Here is a 16637-nt window from a genome sequence, read left to right on the forward strand (position 1 = left end):
ATCTCGGTTACACCGGTGACCTTACTGACGTGGCAACCCCCGCAGAGGTTGCGCGCACCCCAAGCGCCCCAATGTGGCGTTGGGTGCGTCAGACGCACCGAACGCCACATTGGGTGCGTTGAGCGCACCGAACGCCACATTGGGGGCGTGCGGACCGGAGGGTGGTCACTCGCCGGCGGCGGCTCGCTGGCGGACCGCGTGCGCGCGGCGGATGCCGAACGGCTGCATGCGGCCTTCCGCGCGCCGGACGTCCCACACCGCGCCCATCCCGGTGTACGCCGTCAACGCGCCCCGGAACGCCGCTCGTGCCTCGTCGAGCCGGTCGGACTCGGCCAGCAGGATCGCCGCGTCCTCCGTCGCCTTCGCCTGCTTGAGCAGCCGGCCGGCGACGCGGTAGTGGCCGGCGGCGGTGAGCACCGGCTCGGGGTCGCCGGTCACCAGGCCGCGGCAGTGCGCGGCGGCCGCCGCGTGGGCTGGTGGAGCGTCCTCGAGGTCCAGCAGGTGCAGGGCCTGGTGGGCGCGCTGCGGTTCGCCGAGCCGCAGCGCGAGCCGGACCAGGTCCGGGAGCCACTGGTGGCGGGCCGCGGGCGGGTAGTTCTCCTCCAGCAGCGGCAGGAGCGCGGCCAACGCGGCTTCCGGGCGGCCCTCCTGCTCGGCCAGCAACGCCCGGGCCGCCAGCAGGAAGTCGCCGCCGTCGGGCTCGAGGCCCGGTGGCCACTGCCGCCGGTCGGCCGCGTCCAGGTGCGTCCTGGCCCCGTCCGGGTCGCCACGGTGGCCGGCGATCAGCGCGCCGACGCCGTGCACCAGCAACGTCGACCCGGGGCTGCGCAACACGTACGACGCCGTTTCCGCGCCGTCGCGGATCACCGCGTCCAGCTCTTCGAGCGCTTCGGGCCAGCGGCCCAGCCAGTAGTAGTGCACCGCGCCGGCCAGGTGCATCTCGCCCGGCACCGCGCGGGTCGCGGCGATCCGGCGGGCGGCGTCGAGCGGCTCCGCGGCTTCGTCCAGGCTGTCGAGCTTCGGCACCGACAGCGCCGCGTCGTCCAGCGGGTGCAGCCCGGCCGGTGCCAACGCGGTCTGCTCGCCGAGGCGCTCCAGCGTGGCCAGCAGCGACTCGTGCCGCCCGCGCCACATCTCCGGGACGTCGGAGTCGTCGAGGGTCCGCTTCAGCTCGGCGGTCGCCTCGGCGAAGTCGCCGCGGCGGTAGTAGACGTAGGCCAGGATCCAGCGCATCTCGGCCGCGCGCCTGCTGTCGGCCGTCCGCGCCACGACCGAACGCGCCTCGGCCTCGGGCTCCCGGCCGAGCCAGAACAGCAGCCGGGCCAGGGTCGCGGTCAGCGTCTCGCGCGCATCCGGCGCCAGCGCGCCCTGCGTGATGGCGTGGCGCAGCAAGTCCACGGCGATCCGCGGGGTCTCGGTGGCGACCGTCCCGATGTGCTCCAGCAGCCACGTCGTCACCCACGGGTCCACCTGCGCGGGCGCGGCGGCGAGCTGTTCGGCGACCCGGACGGCGGGCGCCCCCGCGGCCGCGAACGCCTCGGCCAGCTGCCGGTGCAGCGCCACGCGCATCGCCGCCGGCGTCTTCTCGTAGAGCACCCGGCGCACCAGCGGGTGCCGGAACGCCAGCCGGTCGCCCGATTCGACGAGCACCCCGGACGCGATCGCTTCGTCGACCGCGCCGACCAGCGCCGTCGGCGGCCGTTCGGTGGCGACGGCGATGTCCGACAGCGAGAACTCGCGGCCCAGCATCGCGGCCCAGCGCAGGGTGTCGCGCGTGCCGCTGGAGAGGAAGCTCAGGTACAGCGTGATCCGTGACCCCAGCGGCGCCGGGATGCTCTGGCACGAGTTGCCGTCCAGGTGTGCGTGGACGCCGTCGAGCACGATCATCGACTGCGCCAGCAGCGTCTCGACGATTTCCCTGGTGTAGCGCGGGTTCCCGGCCGCGTAGGAGACCAGCAGCTGCAGGCCCGGCCCGGGTGGTGCCCCGACCAGCTCGGTGGCCAGCTCCCGGGCCGCGCTTTCCGGCAGCGGCGGCAGTGCCAGGACAGTCGTGTCATCGTTGTCAAGCTCGGCCCGCAGTTCGTCGAGCGCGGCCGGTCGTGGCACCGGGCGGCAGGCGCCGACGAGCAGCAGCGGCAGCTGCCGCGTCTCCCGGCTCAGGTACCGCCAGACCCGCAGGGTGGCGTCGTCGGCCCAGTGCAGGTCGTCGACCACGAGCACCAGCGGCCCTTCCGCGCACAGCTCGCGGACCAGCGCGAGCAGGCCGTCGACCGGGTCCTCGCCGGGTTGCTCGGCGAGCCGGGTGGCCAGCACGGCCCGCTGCCCGGCGGCGCCGGGGTGCACGCCCAGCGCGTCGAGCAACGGCCGCAGGGCGAACCGCTGGTCGAGCGCGTCCGCGGCCGCGAAGGCGGGGGTGTAGTCCGCGGCCTCGGCGAGCAGTTCGGCCAGCAGCGCCGTCCGGCCGCTGCCGGGCTCGCCTTCGACCCACACCGACCGGCCGGTCCCCGCGCCGAGCCCGTCGACGGCTTCGCGGAGCCGGGCCAGTTCGGCGTCCCGGCCGACGAACAGCTCGGCGCGCTCGGGCACCGCCGCGACCGGGAGCCGTGCCGGGCGCGCGGGCGGCGCGGGCTTCGGTTCCGGTGCGGCCGCGGGCTGTTCGCGCAGCTGGTCGTACAGCCGCCGCAGCGCCGGGCCGGGCTCGGTGCCGGACGACTCGACGAGCCGGTCGCGGACGTCGGTGTACACCGCGATCGCCTCGGTCCGCCGGTCGGCGCGCACCAGCGCCCGCATGAGCAGCCCGCGCAGCGTTTCGCGGAACGGGTGTTCGCGGGTCAGCGCGGTCAGCTCGGCGACGAGTTCGGTGTGCCCGCCCGATTCGAGGACGACTTCGGCGCGCCGCTCGACCGTCGCGAGCCGCAGTTCGGTGAGCCGCGCGCGCTGGGCGGCGGCGAACGGCCCGGGCAGGCCGGACAGCGGGACGCCGTGCCAGAGCCCGAGCGCTTCCTCGAGATCCTCGCGAGCGCCGCGGAGATCCCCGGCCGACTGCTTGCGCAGCGCCTGTTCGCGCAGGGCTTCGAAGCGGTGGACGTCGATCGCGCCGGCGTCGAGGCGCAGGGAGTAGCCGGACCCGATCGACGCGAGCAGCTGCGGGCCTTCACCCTTGGCGCGGCCGGGTTCGAGCGCCCGCCGCAGGCCGGAGACGTAGGTGTAGATGGAACCCTGGGCGCTCTGCGGCGGCGCCTCGCCCCAGACGGCGTCGATCAGCTCCTCGCGCGAGACCGTGCGGTTCGGGTTCACCGCGAGCGCGGCGAGGACCGTCCGCCGGTGCGCGGAGCCGAGGTCGAGCTCCACCTCGCCGTGCCACGCCTTGACCGGGCCGAGCAGCTGGAGTCTCGGTGCGGAGCGGTCCGCAGCCGACATCGGTCTCCCTTCGTGCGCTGACGAAACGTCACGCGCCGGATGCCTGACGTGAGCATACGCGGGTGTCGTGAACCGGCAGGCAAGGATGGCGGACATTCGGGCAACGGGCGGGGAGCGGGGTTCCGCCGGTGCCGCCGCGTTTGCCACCCTCGGAACGCCTCGAGAGGAGTTCCGCATGGCCACAGCCGCGCCGACGGACGAGATGCGGCGGGCGGCCGCCCGCTTCGCGCACACCATCGAAGCGGCCCGCGCCCGGCTCCGCGACGTCAACAGCGAGATGGCGATGGTGCAGGCGTCGTGGCGGGGCGAGTCCGCGGTGCGCTTCGGCCAGGCGATGAACGACTGGGAGCAGGAGTTCGACGTGATCCTCTCGCGGCTGGCCCGGCTGCTCGAGACGACCGGCGGCGGCCCGGTGCCGCGGCAGCGCGTGCCGTGACGCGGCGGGAACTCGAGTTCGGCTTCGCGGGCCTCGTGCTCGACCGGATGGGGTCGATCACCGGCGAGCTCGGCGAGCTGCTCGCCGAGCTGGAGACCGACGTCGAACCGGGCCTGGCCGGCTGGACCGGCGCCGCGCGGGAGGAGTACGCGCGGGCCAAGCGCGAATGGGCGCGCGCGGCCGAGCGGATGCCCGGCTCGCTGGCGCGGGCGCGGGCGGCGGTCGAGGAGCTGGAGACGTCTTCACGCGCGTGAAGACGGAATAGGGAAGGCGTGAAGGCGCGCCCGCCACACTGCGGTCATGAAGCCCGTGGAAGTGACCGTCCTCGCCTCGGACCCGATCACGCACGCCGGCGCCGAGAGCCTGCTGGAGTCGCATCCGGACGTCCGGGTGACCGACCTGGTGCCGGACGTCCTGCTGGTGATGGAGGAGCACGTCACCGAGGCGGTGCTGGGCGAGATCCGCGCGGCCAAGGCGTCCCACGTGGTGCTGGTCGTCGAGCACTTCCGCGAGAGCGACCTGATGGCGGTGCTGGAGTGCGGGGTCGTGGCGATCCTGCCGCGACGCGAGACGGGCGGCGCCGAGCTGGTGACGGCGGTGCTCGCGGCGGGCGACGGCACGGCCAACCTGCCGCCGCGGCTGCAAGGAGCGCTGCTTTCGCAGGTCCAGCGGATGCGCAAGGACGTCCTGGAGCCGAACGGGCTCACGCTGTCCGGGCTCGCCGCGCGCGAGTGCGACGTCCTGCGCCTGGTCGCCGAGGGGTTCGGGACCGAGGAGATCGCGGCGAAGCTGTGCTACTCCGAGCGGACCGTGAAGAACGTCCTCTACGGCCTGATGACCCGCTGCGGCCTCAACAACCGCGCGCACGCCGTCGCCTACGCGCTGCGAGCGGGCGCCATCTGAGCCGTTCCGTCGGCTAGGGTCGCGATCATGGTGCTGACGGCAGTGGAGATCGCGGCCTCCGTCCGCGCCGGGACCCTCGACCCGGTCCGGGTGACCCAGGAGGCGCTCGACCGGATCGCCGCGGCGGACGGCGTCGTCGGTGCCTTCCGGCGGGTGCGTGCCGAAGAGGCGCTGAAGGAGGCCGCGGCGGTCGCCGCGCGGCCCGACCTCGCGTCGCTGCCGCTGGCCGGGGTGCCCGTCGCGGTCAAGGACGTCACGGAGATCGAGGGCGAGTTCGCCTCGCACGGTTCGCTGGCCGGTCCGTCTTCGCCGGCCACCGCGGACGGCGTGGTCGCGGCGCGGCTGCGGGCCGCGGGCGCGGTGCTCGTCGGGCTGACGCGCGTGCCGGAGCTGTGCGTCTGGCCGATGAGCGACACCCCGGACGGCATCGCCCGCAACCCCTGGGACCCGACGTACGCCTCGGGCGGCTCGTCCGGCGGCAGCGCGGCGGCGGTGGCGGCCGGGCTGGTCCCGCTGGCCCACGGCTCCGACGGCATGGGCTCGGTCCGGCTGCCGGCGGCGATGTGCGGCCTGGTCGGCCTGAAGCCGAGCGCGCAGCTGCTGGCCGAGGGCGGCTGGTTCGGCATGTCGGTGCACGGCCCGCTGGCCACGACGGTCGCCGACACGGCGGTGCTGCTCTCGGTGCTGGCCGCGGACCCCTCGCTGGCTTCCGTCCCGACGCCGTCCGCGGTACGCATCGGCACGTCCACGACGGTGCCCCTGCTGCGCACGCCGGTCCCGAAGGAGCTGGTGGCGGCGGTCTCGACCGCGGCAGGACACCTGGCGTCCGCGGGCCACATGCTGACGGCGTCGGCCCCGCGCTACCCGGCGACGATGGTCCTGGGCATGACGGCCCGCTGGCTCGCCGGACCCGCCGTCCAGGCTCGCGACTTCGACTTTTCGCGGTTGCAGCGGCGGACCCGTGCGCACGTCCGAGCGGGACGGCTGATCCAGCGCGCGGGCCTGATCCGCGAGCGGACCCGCGAGAACTGGGTCGCGCGGGCGGCGGAGTTCTTCGAGGCGCACGACGTCCTGATGACGCCGACGCTGTCGCACTGGCCGGTGAAGGCGGGCCGCTGGCACGAGAAGCGGTGGCTGACGAACGTGTTCCCGTCGACGCGCCTGGCCGGGTTCACCGGCCAGTGGAACTTCGCGGGCTACCCGGCGATCACGGTCCCGGTGGGGCGATCGGTGGTCTCCGGCCTGCCGACGTCGGTCCAGCTGGTGACGCGTCCGGGCGGCGAGTCACTGCTGCTCGGCCTGGCCGCCCAGCTGGAGGCGGCCAACCCCTGGCCCCGCACGGCCCGCAAGTAAAAGCCGTGAAGGCCTCCTTACCGGCTTTTTTGCCCGGTAAGGAGGCCTTCACGGCTTTTGGAAGCGTCAGGAGCCGGGCTTGCTCGCCGTCGGGGAAAGCGGCTTGGCGCCGTTGCCGTTCGCGGGCTTCGTGGCCGGGCCGTTCGAGTTGCCCGGCTTCGCGACGGGCGTGGGCTTGGGAGCCGGGGCCGGCTTCGCGGCGGCCTTCGCCGGGATCTGCGGCTGCACCACCGGGACGACCGGCGCGGCGGGCGTCGTGGCCGATTCCGTGTCGCCGCCGACCAGCTTGGACGCCTGGGGGATCACCGCTTCCTCCGGCAACGTCGCCAGCTGCGTCTCGCTGCGGTTGAGGATTTCCTCCGCCATCGCCAGGCTCTTGCGTGCCTGCTCGCGGATCTCCGCCAGCCGCTCGACCTTGCGGTTCGCCACCGTCGTGCGCTGGGCCGCCTGCGTGGTCGCCTCGTCGAGGCGGCGCTTGGCCTCCGCCGTGGCCTCGTCGAGCCGCCGCTTGGCTTCCGCCGTCGCCTCGGCGATCCGGCGCTCGGCCTGGTTCTTGCTCGCCGTGCGCTGGTCGGCGATGTGCTTTTCCAGCGCCGTCCGCTGCGCCGTCTGCGACGCCTCGAACTCGCGCTCGAGCTTCCGCCGCTTCCGCTCCGCCTCGTTGTCCAGCAGCTCCCGCCGCTGAGCCGCCTCGACGGTCAGCCGCTGCACCTCGGCGCGCGTCTCCGCCAGCGCGTTCTCGTGCTCGGAGTGCAGCAGGTCGGCCTGCTTGTCCAGCTCCGCGACCAGCTTCGTGTACCGCTCACGCAGCTTCGTCGACGCCTCGGTCGAGCCCGCCCACGTCTTCTCCGCGGCGGCCTCGGCGCGCTTGATGATCTCGTCCGCGCGGGCCTGCGCGAGCGTCACCGTCCGCTGCATCCGCTCGTCGAGGTCCTCGAGCCGCTCCGGCGGTTTCTTGAGCTCCTCGACGCGCGCTTCCAGCGAAGCGACCTGCTGCCGGGCGGACTCCGCCTCCCGGGTCGCGGTCGCGGCCTGCGCCACGGCGGCGTCGCGCTCGCTGAGCACCCGGCGCAGCTGCGCCTCGACGTGGTCGAGGTACTGGCGGACTTCGTTGCGGTCGAAGCCGTGCCAAGCCTGGGTGTACTCACGACGGAGGGGGAGGAGGCCGTTGAGGGCGGTTGCGGCGGGGTCGCGCTCAGGAACCATGCGCCCGACCGTACCTGGGCACGGACCGCTTACGCCCTTCGGCTTAACAAATCACCAACACGTGTCGCCATCCGGGCGGCGCGTCGCCGGAACGGCCGCAGCGGGAAAACTCAGCGTCACCAGTGAAAGCCCCGCGACAACCGGGCGAGAGCCATCGCCGCCTTGGAAAGGTGTTTCTCGCCACGGCCGATCTTCAGCCCGCCCGAACCACCCGCCGCGGCCGAGTCCGGGAAGATCCGGAAACCCTGGTACGCGATGGCGTCGGTGAGGCCCGGCGTGAGCGTGTACGCCAGCCCGATCGCCTGCCCGGCGGGCGTGCCGATGTGCTTGGGCCGCTCGACGAGCGCCTTCAGCACCATGTCCGCGGCCTGTTCCGGCGACTTCGTCGGGAACGCGTCGTAGATCTTCGTCGGCCGGATCATCGGCGTGCGCACCAGCGGCATGTGGATGGTGGTGAACGTGATCCCGTCGCCGTGCGTCTCGGTCGCCGCGATCCGCGAGAAGTAGTCCAGCGCCGCCTTCGAAGCCGCGTACGCCGAGAAGCGCGGCGCGATGCCCTGGACGCCGATCGACGACACGTTGACGATGTGCCCGAACTTCCGCTCCGACATGTGCGGCAGCACCGCGAGGATCAGCCGGACCGCGCCGAAGTAGTTGATCGCCATCGCGCGCTCGTAGTCGTGCATCCGGTCGTAGGACAGCTTGATCGACCGGCGGATCGACCGGCCGGCGTTGTTGACCAGCATGTCGATCCGGCCGTGCTCGGCCAGCATCGCGTCGACGGCCTTGCGCACCGAGTCCTCGTCGGTCAGGTCGGCCGGGTACACCGACGCGGTGCCGCCGGCGGCGACGATCTCGTCGCGGACCTCTTCCAGCTCGTGCTGGCGCCGCGCGACGAGCAGCGGGACACCACCCGCGGCGGCGACCTTCAGCGCCGTCGCGCGCCCGATGCCCGAAGACGCGCCGGTGATGATCACGCGACGGCCGTCCAGCTCACCGCGCGGGCCGTGCTTGCGCGCGCGGAACGGGTCGAGGTGCTCGCGCCAGTAGCGCCACAGCGTCGGCGCGTACTCCTCCAGCCGCGGCACGTCGACGGTGCCCGCGAGGGCCTTGCGGGTCTCGGCCGAGGAGAACACCGACGGGAACGCCATGGTCTCCAGCAGCACCGGCGGGATGCCGAACCGCTCCATCACGGCGTCGCGGGCGATGGTGACGCCGGGGATGTGCTCGGTCAGCTTGACCAGCCCGACGATCCGCTTGGAGAGCCCTTCGCCCAGCTGCACGGAGATCGTCGGCGCGCCCGCGGCCCGCGCGAAGGCGTTGTAGACGGACACGACCGGCTGCGGCTCGGGGTTGACCAGGTGGAAGGCGTGCCCGTCGAGCCCGGGCTTGACGACCAGCTCGAGCAGCGCCTTGGCCACGTAGTCGACCGGCACGATGTTGGTGTCGCCGAGGTCGGGGCCGACGATCGGCAGCACGTCCGGCAGCCCGGCGAGCCGGTTGATCGCGGGGAAGAGGTAGTAGGGGCCGTCGACCTTGTCCATTTCGCCGGTCTCGGAGTGCCCGACGACGACCGCGGGCCGGTACACCCGCCACGGCACCTCGGTCTGCTCGCGGACGATCTTCTCGGCCTCGAACTTCGTCCGGTGGTACGGCGTGACCAGCCGCTGCCCGGCGTCGAACATCTCCTCGGTGAACACGCCTTCGTGGTCGCCCGCGACGGCGACGGAGGAGACGTGGTGCAGGCAGCCGGCGCGCAGGTCCGCGGCGAGGTCGACGACGGCCCGCGTGCCGTCCACATTGGCCTTGATGCTCGCCTCGTCGTCGGCGGTGAGGTCGTAGAGGGCGGCGAGGTGGACGACGTGGTCGACGTGCCCGCGCAGCTCGTCGCGGTCGGCCTCGGACACCCCGAGCAGCGGCTCGCCGAGGTCCCCGGTCACCAGCGTGACGCGGTCGGAGTGCGGCCACTGGTCGACGAGCGCGGCCAGCTTGGCCCGCGACGACGCGCGGACGAGCAGCGCGACGCGGTCGTCGTCGGGACGGGAGAGCAGCAGCCGGGTGAACTGGCGCCCGATCAGTCCGGTCGCCCCGGTCACCAAGAACGTCGCCATCGTCTTCACACCTCTCGCTCCACGCCCTGACCCTGGGCATTGTGCTGCATCGGGAGGTTCGTGACCACCGTGGCGGGACGTGAAGTTACTCACGAGTAACTTATTCGGGCTCCGCGATGACGATGCGGTTCTCCTCGTAGCCGTCCGAACCGCCGACCCACCGGCCACCGCAGGTCGCCAGCACCACGCGGTGCGGTCCGGACTGGCCGAACAGGTCGTCCGCCTGCGCGGGCAGGTCGTCCTTGTGCACGGTGAGCAGCTGGGAGATCCGGTAGCGCCAGGTCTTCCCGGCACCGTCCACAACGGTCACCGCCCCGCCGATCCGGGCGCTCCACAGCTCGGCGAACGGCCCGGTGGCACCCCGCCAGTTGACGTGCCCGGCGAAGACGCTGGCGCCCCCGGCGGCGTCGAGTTCCGCGCCCCACCAGGTGGCTTGCCCGAGATCGGCGGGGATGGGGAGTTCGCCGCCCGGGCCGAGGTCCTTGCGCACGAGGGTGGCGGTGGCGCCGGAGGGCAGCCGGACGGTCCCGGGCTGTTGCGCGGGCGGCGGCTGGACGGGCGACGACGGCTGGGCGGCGGGAGCGGCGGCGGTCGCGGTGCTCGTCGGCGGTGGCGTGGACGTCCGGGCCGCGGGGGCGGCGGCACCGGCGGCGGGCAGTGCGGTCCCGGCCACGACGGCCACGGGCGGTGAAGCGACCACGGAGGAGCCCAGCTGGACGGCGATCACGGTGGCGGCACCGAGCGCGAACCCGGCGAGCAACCGACCACGACGGGGTTTCGGCGCGCGCGGGTTCCGGTGGTCGCCGGACCACTCGTCGCCGCCGGGCACCCAGCTGCCGCGGTGCTGCTGGCCGCCGACCGCAGCCCAGCCGGTGGCGTGCTCGGCATCCGCGGCCGCCCAGCCGGTGCGGTGTTGCTGGTCGCCGGTTGCTGCCCAGCGGGTGCCGCCGGGCGAGGCGGCCTGGCCAGTGCCCTGGCGCTCGCCGCCGACCGCGGCCTGGCCGTAGTCACCGGCTGGTTCGTCGTCGGCCGCCGCCCAGCCGACACCCCGATGCCACTCCTCGACGAACCAGTCCTCGCCCCGCCAACCGGCGTCCCTCGCCACTCCGCTACCTCCGCGAAGCGCGCCGCGCGGCGAAGCCCGCCAAGCCCGCGCCCAGCACCACCAGCAACCCGATCCCGGCCAGCCCAAGCCCCGAATAGCTCGTCTCCACCGAGCCCCGCATCATCGCCACCGGCGCGTCCCCGGCCGGGATCGCGCGCGGGACCTCGTTCGGCTTGTTGGTCACCGTCAGCGCCAACGTCTCGCCCGGCTTCACCGTCCCGCAGGCCGACGGCGGGTTCTCCGGGTCGTACGCGTTCGTGTACCCCGGCGGCGGGCTCGCCTCCACGACGCAGATCTCCTGCGGCGCCCGCAGGTTCTCGACGACCACCCCGCCGGTCGCGCCGTCCGTGGTGACCACCGCGGGCTTGCCGTCGGCACCGAGGAGCGGTTTGCCGTCGTTGCCGGTCGCCGCCGACGTCTTGTCCGCGCCGGTGATCCGCAGGACCGCGCCGCCGACGCCCTTGCCCGTGTTCGCGTCGGTCTTCGTCACCTGCACCTTGCCCGGCTTCGCCACCTGGACGACGCCTTGCGCGGTCAGCTCCTGCTCGCCGCCGGTGGAGACGACGCGCTGCGCCGCGGTGTCGACCGGCACGCGGACGTAGGGCCGGGCCGCCGGCGCGGACAGCGAGGCCACCAGCTTCGGGCGCTCGCCGTCCGGGGTCAGCTTCACCTTCACCGTGCCGTCGGCGCCGGTCTTCAGCGTGACGCCCTTCGCGGCCGCCTGCGGGCTCGCGTTGCCCGCGGTGGCCGGCTCGCCCAGGGTGCCGTCCGTCGCCGTCAGCTTCACCGCGACGTCCGGGACGCCCTGGCCGCGCGCGTTCTTCACGGTGGCGGTCCACTCGGCCGCTTCGCCGAGGTGCTGGTCGCCCTTCGGCGCGGTCACCGAGGCGGTCCACGGCCCACGGTTGGTCTCGGCGTCCGTCGTCAGCCGCTCGACGGCGTCGGCCGAGCCTTTGCCCATCGCCTTCAGGTATCCGGGCGCGTCGTAGGCGATCTTGTCCGACGGCAGGTCGGGGTTCAGGTCGGCCGGGGTGCGCGGCGCCGCGGTCCACGAATGCAGCAGGTGCGCGAGCGCGGTCGCCTCGTCGGCGTCCTTGGTCCCGCCGTAGCGCATAAGCAGGTACGAGATGTTCGCGGCCTGGTCCGCGGGCAGCTTCGTGCCCCACTTCGTCAGCAGCTCGTCGCCGGGCCGGTACTGCTCGCCGGTGTCCGGCGCGCGGAGCCGGAAGCTCACGCAGAACACCTGCTGCCCGCCGACGACGTAGGACCCCAGCCAGACCGGCCGCGGCGCCGGCTCCGCGCCGACCCGGTGGCCGACGCCCTCCTGGCTCGCGGCCGACGCGGCGGGCGCGCCGGCGGTCACGGAGAGCACGCCGAGCAGTGCCGCGCCGGCGAGGGCGGTGAGCGCGCGGCGGACCGCGCGCGGGTGTGTCGACCACGTCATGGTGTGCAGGCTCCTTAGCCGGACGTGCGGCGACATCGCCGCAGGTCACACGATTGATCAACTCCCCGGCGCGCGTTCGGTGAACGACCGGGCACGCCCAGTGAGCGTCGCTCCGAACGGGCCCGGCTGTCTACCGCCCTTCGAGTGGCCGTCGCCGAACGGTCGTGATCTCCATCGCTTACCGTGTCTGCCGTGGCCACGGGCCCGCGGTCGAGTAAAGTCGTCTTTACTCGACGGGAACCGCACGTCCCCGGCGGTCGTTGAACCCGATGCAGCGTCGATCCACAAAGCAGCAGATCCAGGAGGATCAGGTGCGTTCCAGTAGCAACCCGGCGTTCCGCAACCTGCCCCACGGCGGAACCCAGACTTACGGGCAGTACGGGCCCCCGGTGGGCTTCAACCAACCCCAGGGCGGCGTGCCCGGGTACGGCCCCGGCCAGGCCGCCTCCGGCGAAGGCGACCGCCCCATGACGGTGGACGACGTCGTCGTCAAGACCGGCATGAGCCTCGGCCTCGCGCTGCTCGTCGGGATCGTCACCGCGATCTGGGCCCAGACCTCGCTGGCCGAGACGGGCCGGCTCTCCGGCGCCCTCGTCGGCGCGATGATCGGCGGCCTGATCGTCGGGCTCGTCATCTCCCTGGTGATCATCTTCCGCCAGAAGCCGAGCGGTCCGCTGACGCTGATCTACTCCGCTGCCGAAGGTCTCTTCCTCGGCGCGCTGAGCGGCGTCTTCGAGGTCGTCTACCCCGGCATCGCGCTGCAGGCGATCATCGGTACCGCGGGTGTCTTCATCGGCATGCTGGTGGTCTACAAGACCGGCGCGGTCAAGGTGACGCCGAAGCTGACCAAGTGGATCGTCGGCGCCGTCGTCGGGGTCGCGATCCTGATGCTGTTCAACCTGATCAGCTCCCTGATCTTCGGCTTCAACCCGCTGCGCGACGGCGGCCCGATCGCGATCATCTTCAGCCTCGTCTGCATCGGCATCGCGGCGTTCAGCTTCCTGCTCGACTTCGACCAGGCCGACCGGATGATCCGCGAGGGCATGCCGTCGAAGTGGGCCTGGTACACCGCGTTCGGCCTGATGACGACGCTGGTCTGGCTGTACCTGGAGATCCTGCGGCTGCTGTCGTACCTCCGCGAGTAACTTGGCTCACAGTCCCGCAGTGAAGGCGCTCCGTAATCAACGGGGCGCCTTTTCTGTGGGTAATTCATGCATTCGGGGACCCCGCTGCGGATCACGCTCACCCTGCGTGTTTGATGTCCCGGTCGGTTCTTCATTTCACATGTGTGAGGTTCACAGTGAGCGTTCCCCCTCCGGCCCCCGGGGGCCAGCAGCCGGTGGGTCAGCCCGATCCCTACGGGCCGCCTCCCGGCGGTCACCCGCAGCAGCAGTACGGCCAGCCCGGCACGCCGCCGCAGGGCCAGTACGGCCCGCCGCCCGGCCAGTTCCCGCCGGGTCAGTTCCCCCCGGGGCAGCAGGGCTTCCCGCCCGCGCCGCCGGTGCCGAAGAAGTCGAAGGCCGGCACCTTCATCAAGTTCGGCGTCATCGGCGTCGTCGTGATCGTCGCCGTCGTCGTGGGGATCGTGTCGTTCGCGAACTCGCCGGCCAGCTCCAAGGCCGGTGACTGCCTCACCATCACCGAGTTCACCCGCGGCGGGGACGACCCGGCGAAGGCGGACTGCAACGACCCGAAGGCCAACGTCAAGATCGCGGCCAAGCTCGACAGCTCGTCCCAGGACTGCCCGGGCGGCTCCGACGCCGGCTACGACACCTACTCCGTGAGCGGCCGCAGCTCGTACAAGCTGTGCCTGATGATCAACGCGAAGCAGGGCGACTGCCTCGCGAACTTCACGTCCACGACCAAGGGCTACGTGAAGGTCTCCTGCACCGACCCCACCAAGGACGGCGAACTGGTGAAGGTCATCTCGGGCCAGGCGGACAAGAACCTGTGCCAGGACACGGAAGCCACGCGCGTGGCCGTGTACCCGGAGCCCGCGACGACGATGTGCGTCAAGACGAACGAGTAGTCCCCGGCTCACCGCGGCTCGTCCCACAGTGTGCGACGAGCTGCGGTGAATCGATCACCGGATCTAACTTCAGCGGGTGGCGACGACCGAATCCCCAGCCGGTGACAAGAAGTTCCTCGATTTTCCGACCTCCTGCGCGGCGCCCGTGCCGCGGCCCGAGGAGCCCGTCCGCGTGGTTCCGCTGGCCGTCGCCGGCGTCCTCGCGGCCGGCCTGACCGCCTACGTCTGGGCGAGCTACGGCGCCAAGTTCGGCGTCCTGCTGCTGCTCGGCCTGGGCCTCGGGCTCGCGCTTTTCCATTCGCGCTTCGGTTTCACGTCGGCGTGGCGCCAGCTCATCGCCGTCGGCAACGGCCAGGGCCTGCGGGCCCACACCCTCCTGCTCGGCACCGCCGCGACGCTCATCGCGCTGATCGCGGGCACCGGCAGCGGCCTGTTCGGCAGCAAGCCGGCGCCGACGGCGGGTGCGCTCGGCCTCGCCCTCTTCGTCGGCGCGACGCTCTTCGCGATCGGCATGCAGCTCGGCGGCGCGTGCGCGTCCGGCACGCTGTTCGCGGTCGGGTCCGGCCAGTCCACGATCGTGCTGACCCTCGGCGGCTTCATCGCCGGGTCGGTGCTCTACACCTGGGCGTACCCGGTGCTGTCGGGCTGGCCCGAGGTCAAGGGCGTGCTGCTGGCCGACCACGTCGGCTGGTTCGGTTCCTGGGCGATCACGATCGCCGTGCTCGCCGCGATCGTCCTGGTCACGCGCGCGGTGCAGCGCCGCCGCACGCCACCGCCGGTCGACGTCGTGCCGACCGCCTGCGGCTTCGCCCGGGTCTTCCGCGGTTCGTGGCCGCTGCTCGTCGGCGCGGTCGTGCTGGGCGTGCTGGCCGGCGCGGTGTTCCTGGTGTCCGGCGGCATCTGGGGCGTCACGAGCGCGTTTTCCCTCTGGGGCGCGAAGATCCTGCAGGTGTTCGGGCTGCACCCGGAGACGTGGGAGTTCTGGCAGCAGAAGTCCAACGCGACGTCGCTGGCCAACCCGATCTGGAAGGACAAGACCAGCCTGACCGACATCGGGATCATGATCGGCGCCGCGGTGGCCGCCGCGGCCGCGGGCGCGTGGAAGATCCACAGCTCGATCCCGTGGCGCACGGCCGTCGCCGCAATCCTCGGCGGCGTCCTGATGGGCGTCGGCGCGCGCATGGCGGGCGGCTGCAACATCGGCGCGTACCTCGGCGGCATCTCCACCGGCAGCGTGCACGGCTGGCTGTGGGGCGTGTTCGCGCTCGGCGGCACGTGGGTCGGCCTGAAGCTGCGCCCGCTGTTCGGGCTGGCGAACCCGGTGCCGACCGACAGCGTCTGCTGACACACGAAGAAGGCCCCCGCTCGCGAGCGGGGGCCTTCTTCGTTTCCGGGATCAGGAAAGGCGCTCGATGATCAGCGCCATGCCCTGGCCGCCGCCGACGCACATCGTCTCGAGGCCGAACTGCTTGTCGTGGTGCTGCAGGGAGTTGATCAGCGTCGAGGTGATCCGGGCGCCGGTCATGCCGAACGGGTGGCCGACCGCGATCGCGCCGCCGTTGACGTTGAGCCGGTCGAGGTCGATGCCCAGGTCCTTGTAGGACGGGATGACCTGCGCCGCGAAGGCCTCGTTGATCTCGACCAGGTCGATGTCGCCGATGGACAGCCCCGCGCGCGAGAGCGCCTGCTTGGACGCCTCGACCGGGCCGTAGCCCATGATCTCCGGCGACAGGCCGGTCACGCCGGTGGACACGATCCGCGCCAGCGGCGTCAGGCCCAGCTCGCGCGCCTTGGTGTCGGACATGATCACCAGTGCCGCGGCGCCGTCGTTGAGCGCGCAGCAGTTGCCCGCGGTGACCCGGCCGTCCGGGCGGAAGACCGGCTTCAGGCCGGAGACGCCTTCGAGCGTGACGCCGGCGCGCGGGCCGTCGTCCTTCGAGACGACCGTGCCGTCGGCCAGCGTCACCGGGGTGATGTCCTTGGCCCAGAAGCCGTCCGCGATGGCCTTCTCGGCGAGGTTCTGCGAGCGGACGCCGAACTCGTCCATCTCCTCGCGGGACACGCCCTTGAGCCGCGCGAGGTTCTCCGCGGTCTGGCCCATCGCGATGTAGACGTCCGGCAGGTTGCCCTCGGTGCGCGGGTCGGTCCAGGTGTCGGTGCCGGACTCCGCGGTCGCCTGGGTGCGCCCTTCGGCGTCGGCGAAGAGCGGGTTGTGGGTGTCGGGCCAGGAGTCCGAGCTGCCCTTCGAGAACCGGGACACGGTCTCGACGCCGGCCGAGATGAAGACGTCGCCCTCGCCGGCCTTGATCGCGTGGAAGGCCATCCGGGTGGTCTGCAAGCTGGAGGAGCAGTACCGGGTGATGGTGCAGCCGGGCAGGTGGTCGTAGCCCAGCTCGACGGCGACCGCGCGGCCCATGTTGAACCCGGACTCGCCGCCGGGCAGGCCGCAGCCGAGCATCAGGTCGTCGATGTCGGCGGGGTCCAGCTGCGGCACCTTGGCCAGCGCGGCCTGGACCATCTGCACGGTCAGGTCGTCGGGCCGCAGGCTGACCAGCGAGCCCTTGTTGGCGCGGCCGATGGGCGAGCGCGCGGCGGAGACGATGACGGCTTCGGGCATGACGGACACATCC

The 16637-nt window shown here is 72.7% G+C and carries 13 protein-coding genes; 7 read left to right on the top strand and 6 right to left on the bottom strand.

Annotated features, from left to right (window positions below; genetic code table 11):
* Positions 1-165 precede the first annotated feature (165 nt).
* A complete protein-coding gene (locus tag EIY87_RS26495) occupies positions 166-3420 on the bottom strand; it encodes a BTAD domain-containing putative transcriptional regulator (protein WP_125312592.1) in 3255 nt (1084 codons plus the stop codon).
* A 175-nt stretch (positions 3421-3595) separates the two neighbouring features.
* Here EIY87_RS26495 and EIY87_RS26500 point away from each other — a divergent pair, with 175 nt between their 5' ends.
* From EIY87_RS26500 to EIY87_RS26515, 4 genes are read left to right on the top strand one after another with little or no spacing between them, the layout of a single operon-like run.
* On the top strand, positions 3596-3856 hold the full coding sequence (locus EIY87_RS26500) for a WXG100 family type VII secretion target (RefSeq protein ID WP_125312593.1): 261 nt from the start codon (positions 3596-3598) through the stop codon (positions 3854-3856).
* Positions 3853-4110, top strand: coding sequence for a WXG100 family type VII secretion target (locus tag EIY87_RS26505; protein ID WP_125312594.1), 258 nt, complete (start codon positions 3853-3855; stop codon positions 4108-4110). Before EIY87_RS26500 ends, EIY87_RS26505 begins: the two co-directional genes overlap by 4 nt.
* 46 nt (positions 4111-4156) lie before the next feature.
* A complete protein-coding gene (locus EIY87_RS26510; protein ID WP_125312595.1) occupies positions 4157-4759 on the top strand; it encodes a helix-turn-helix transcriptional regulator in 603 nt (200 codons plus the stop codon).
* Positions 4760-4786: 27 nt separating this feature from the next.
* Positions 4787-6112 carry an amidase gene (locus tag EIY87_RS26515; protein ID WP_125312596.1) on the top strand — a complete coding sequence of 442 codons (1326 nt, stop codon included), beginning with the start codon at positions 4787-4789 and terminating at the stop codon, positions 6110-6112.
* 66 nt (positions 6113-6178) lie between these two features.
* Here EIY87_RS26515 and EIY87_RS26520 read toward each other — a convergent pair whose 3' ends face one another.
* The 4 genes from EIY87_RS26520 to EIY87_RS26535 form a co-directional block, all read right to left on the bottom strand.
* Positions 6179-7318 carry a coiled-coil domain-containing protein gene (locus EIY87_RS26520; RefSeq protein ID WP_125312597.1) on the bottom strand — a complete coding sequence of 380 codons (1140 nt, stop codon included), beginning with the start codon at positions 7316-7318 and terminating at the stop codon, positions 6179-6181.
* 116 nt (positions 7319-7434) lie between these two features.
* Positions 7435-9429, bottom strand: a complete 1995-nt coding sequence (locus EIY87_RS26525) for an SDR family oxidoreductase (RefSeq protein WP_125312598.1) — start codon at positions 9427-9429, stop codon at positions 7435-7437.
* Between the two features lie 100 nt (positions 9430-9529).
* Positions 9530-10189: a class F sortase gene (locus EIY87_RS26530; RefSeq protein ID WP_225440150.1), complete on the bottom strand. Its 660-nt coding sequence runs from the start codon at positions 10187-10189 to the stop codon at positions 9530-9532.
* 349 nt (positions 10190-10538) lie between these two features.
* The gene (locus EIY87_RS26535) at positions 10539-11978 is read right to left on the bottom strand and encodes an MSCRAMM family protein (RefSeq protein ID WP_125312599.1); all 1440 of its coding nucleotides are present in this window, start codon (positions 11976-11978) and stop codon (positions 10539-10541) included.
* Between the two features lie 311 nt (positions 11979-12289).
* Between EIY87_RS26535 and EIY87_RS26540 the strand changes: the two genes are divergently transcribed.
* The 3 genes from EIY87_RS26540 to EIY87_RS26550 all read left to right on the top strand — a co-directional run bounded on the left by EIY87_RS26540 (position 12290) and on the right by EIY87_RS26550 (position 15352).
* Positions 12290-13123, top strand: coding sequence for a Bax inhibitor-1/YccA family protein (locus EIY87_RS26540; protein WP_125312600.1), 834 nt, complete (start codon positions 12290-12292; stop codon positions 13121-13123).
* A 194-nt stretch (positions 13124-13317) separates the two neighbouring features.
* Positions 13318-14007 (top strand): LppU/SCO3897 family protein, encoded by a 690-nt coding sequence (locus tag EIY87_RS26545; RefSeq protein ID WP_125313534.1) that lies wholly within the window; start codon positions 13318-13320, stop codon positions 14005-14007.
* A gap of 76 nt (positions 14008-14083) precedes the next feature.
* Complete coding sequence (locus EIY87_RS26550; protein ID WP_125312601.1) at positions 14084-15352, top strand: YeeE/YedE family protein; 1269 nt, start codon at positions 14084-14086, stop codon at positions 15350-15352.
* A gap of 51 nt (positions 15353-15403) precedes the next feature.
* On the opposite strand, the gene EIY87_RS26555 is transcribed toward EIY87_RS26550, so the two are convergent.
* The gene (locus EIY87_RS26555; RefSeq protein ID WP_125312602.1) at positions 15404-16624 is read right to left on the bottom strand and encodes an acetyl-CoA C-acetyltransferase; all 1221 of its coding nucleotides are present in this window, start codon (positions 16622-16624) and stop codon (positions 15404-15406) included.
* Positions 16625-16637: the final 13 nt, after the last annotated feature.

Source organism: Amycolatopsis eburnea (genome assembly GCF_003937945.1).
In the GTDB taxonomy this organism is placed as follows: domain Bacteria; phylum Actinomycetota; class Actinomycetes; order Mycobacteriales; family Pseudonocardiaceae; genus Amycolatopsis; species Amycolatopsis eburnea.

Bases quoted from the DNA above. Each gene is read 5' to 3' on its own strand.
- EIY87_RS26520 (WP_125312597.1), bottom strand. From the start codon at position 7,318: ATGGTTCCTGAGCGCGACCCCGCCGCAACCGCCCTCAACGGCCTCCTC.
- EIY87_RS26515 (WP_125312596.1), top strand. From the start codon at position 4,787: ATGGTGCTGACGGCAGTGGAGATCGCGGCCTCCGTCCGCGCCGGGACC.
- EIY87_RS26495 (WP_125312592.1), bottom strand. From the start codon at position 3,420: ATGTCGGCTGCGGACCGCTCCGCACCGAGACTCCAGCTGCTCGGCCCG.
- EIY87_RS26500 (WP_125312593.1), top strand. From the start codon at position 3,596: ATGGCCACAGCCGCGCCGACGGACGAGATGCGGCGGGCGGCCGCCCGC.
- EIY87_RS26555 (WP_125312602.1), bottom strand. From the start codon at position 16,624: ATGCCCGAAGCCGTCATCGTCTCCGCCGCGCGCTCGCCCATCGGCCGC.
- EIY87_RS26510 (WP_125312595.1), top strand. From the start codon at position 4,157: ATGAAGCCCGTGGAAGTGACCGTCCTCGCCTCGGACCCGATCACGCAC.
- EIY87_RS26525 (WP_125312598.1), bottom strand. From the start codon at position 9,429: ATGGCGACGTTCTTGGTGACCGGGGCGACCGGACTGATCGGGCGCCAG.
- EIY87_RS26535 (WP_125312599.1), bottom strand. From the start codon at position 11,978: ATGACGTGGTCGACACACCCGCGCGCGGTCCGCCGCGCGCTCACCGCC.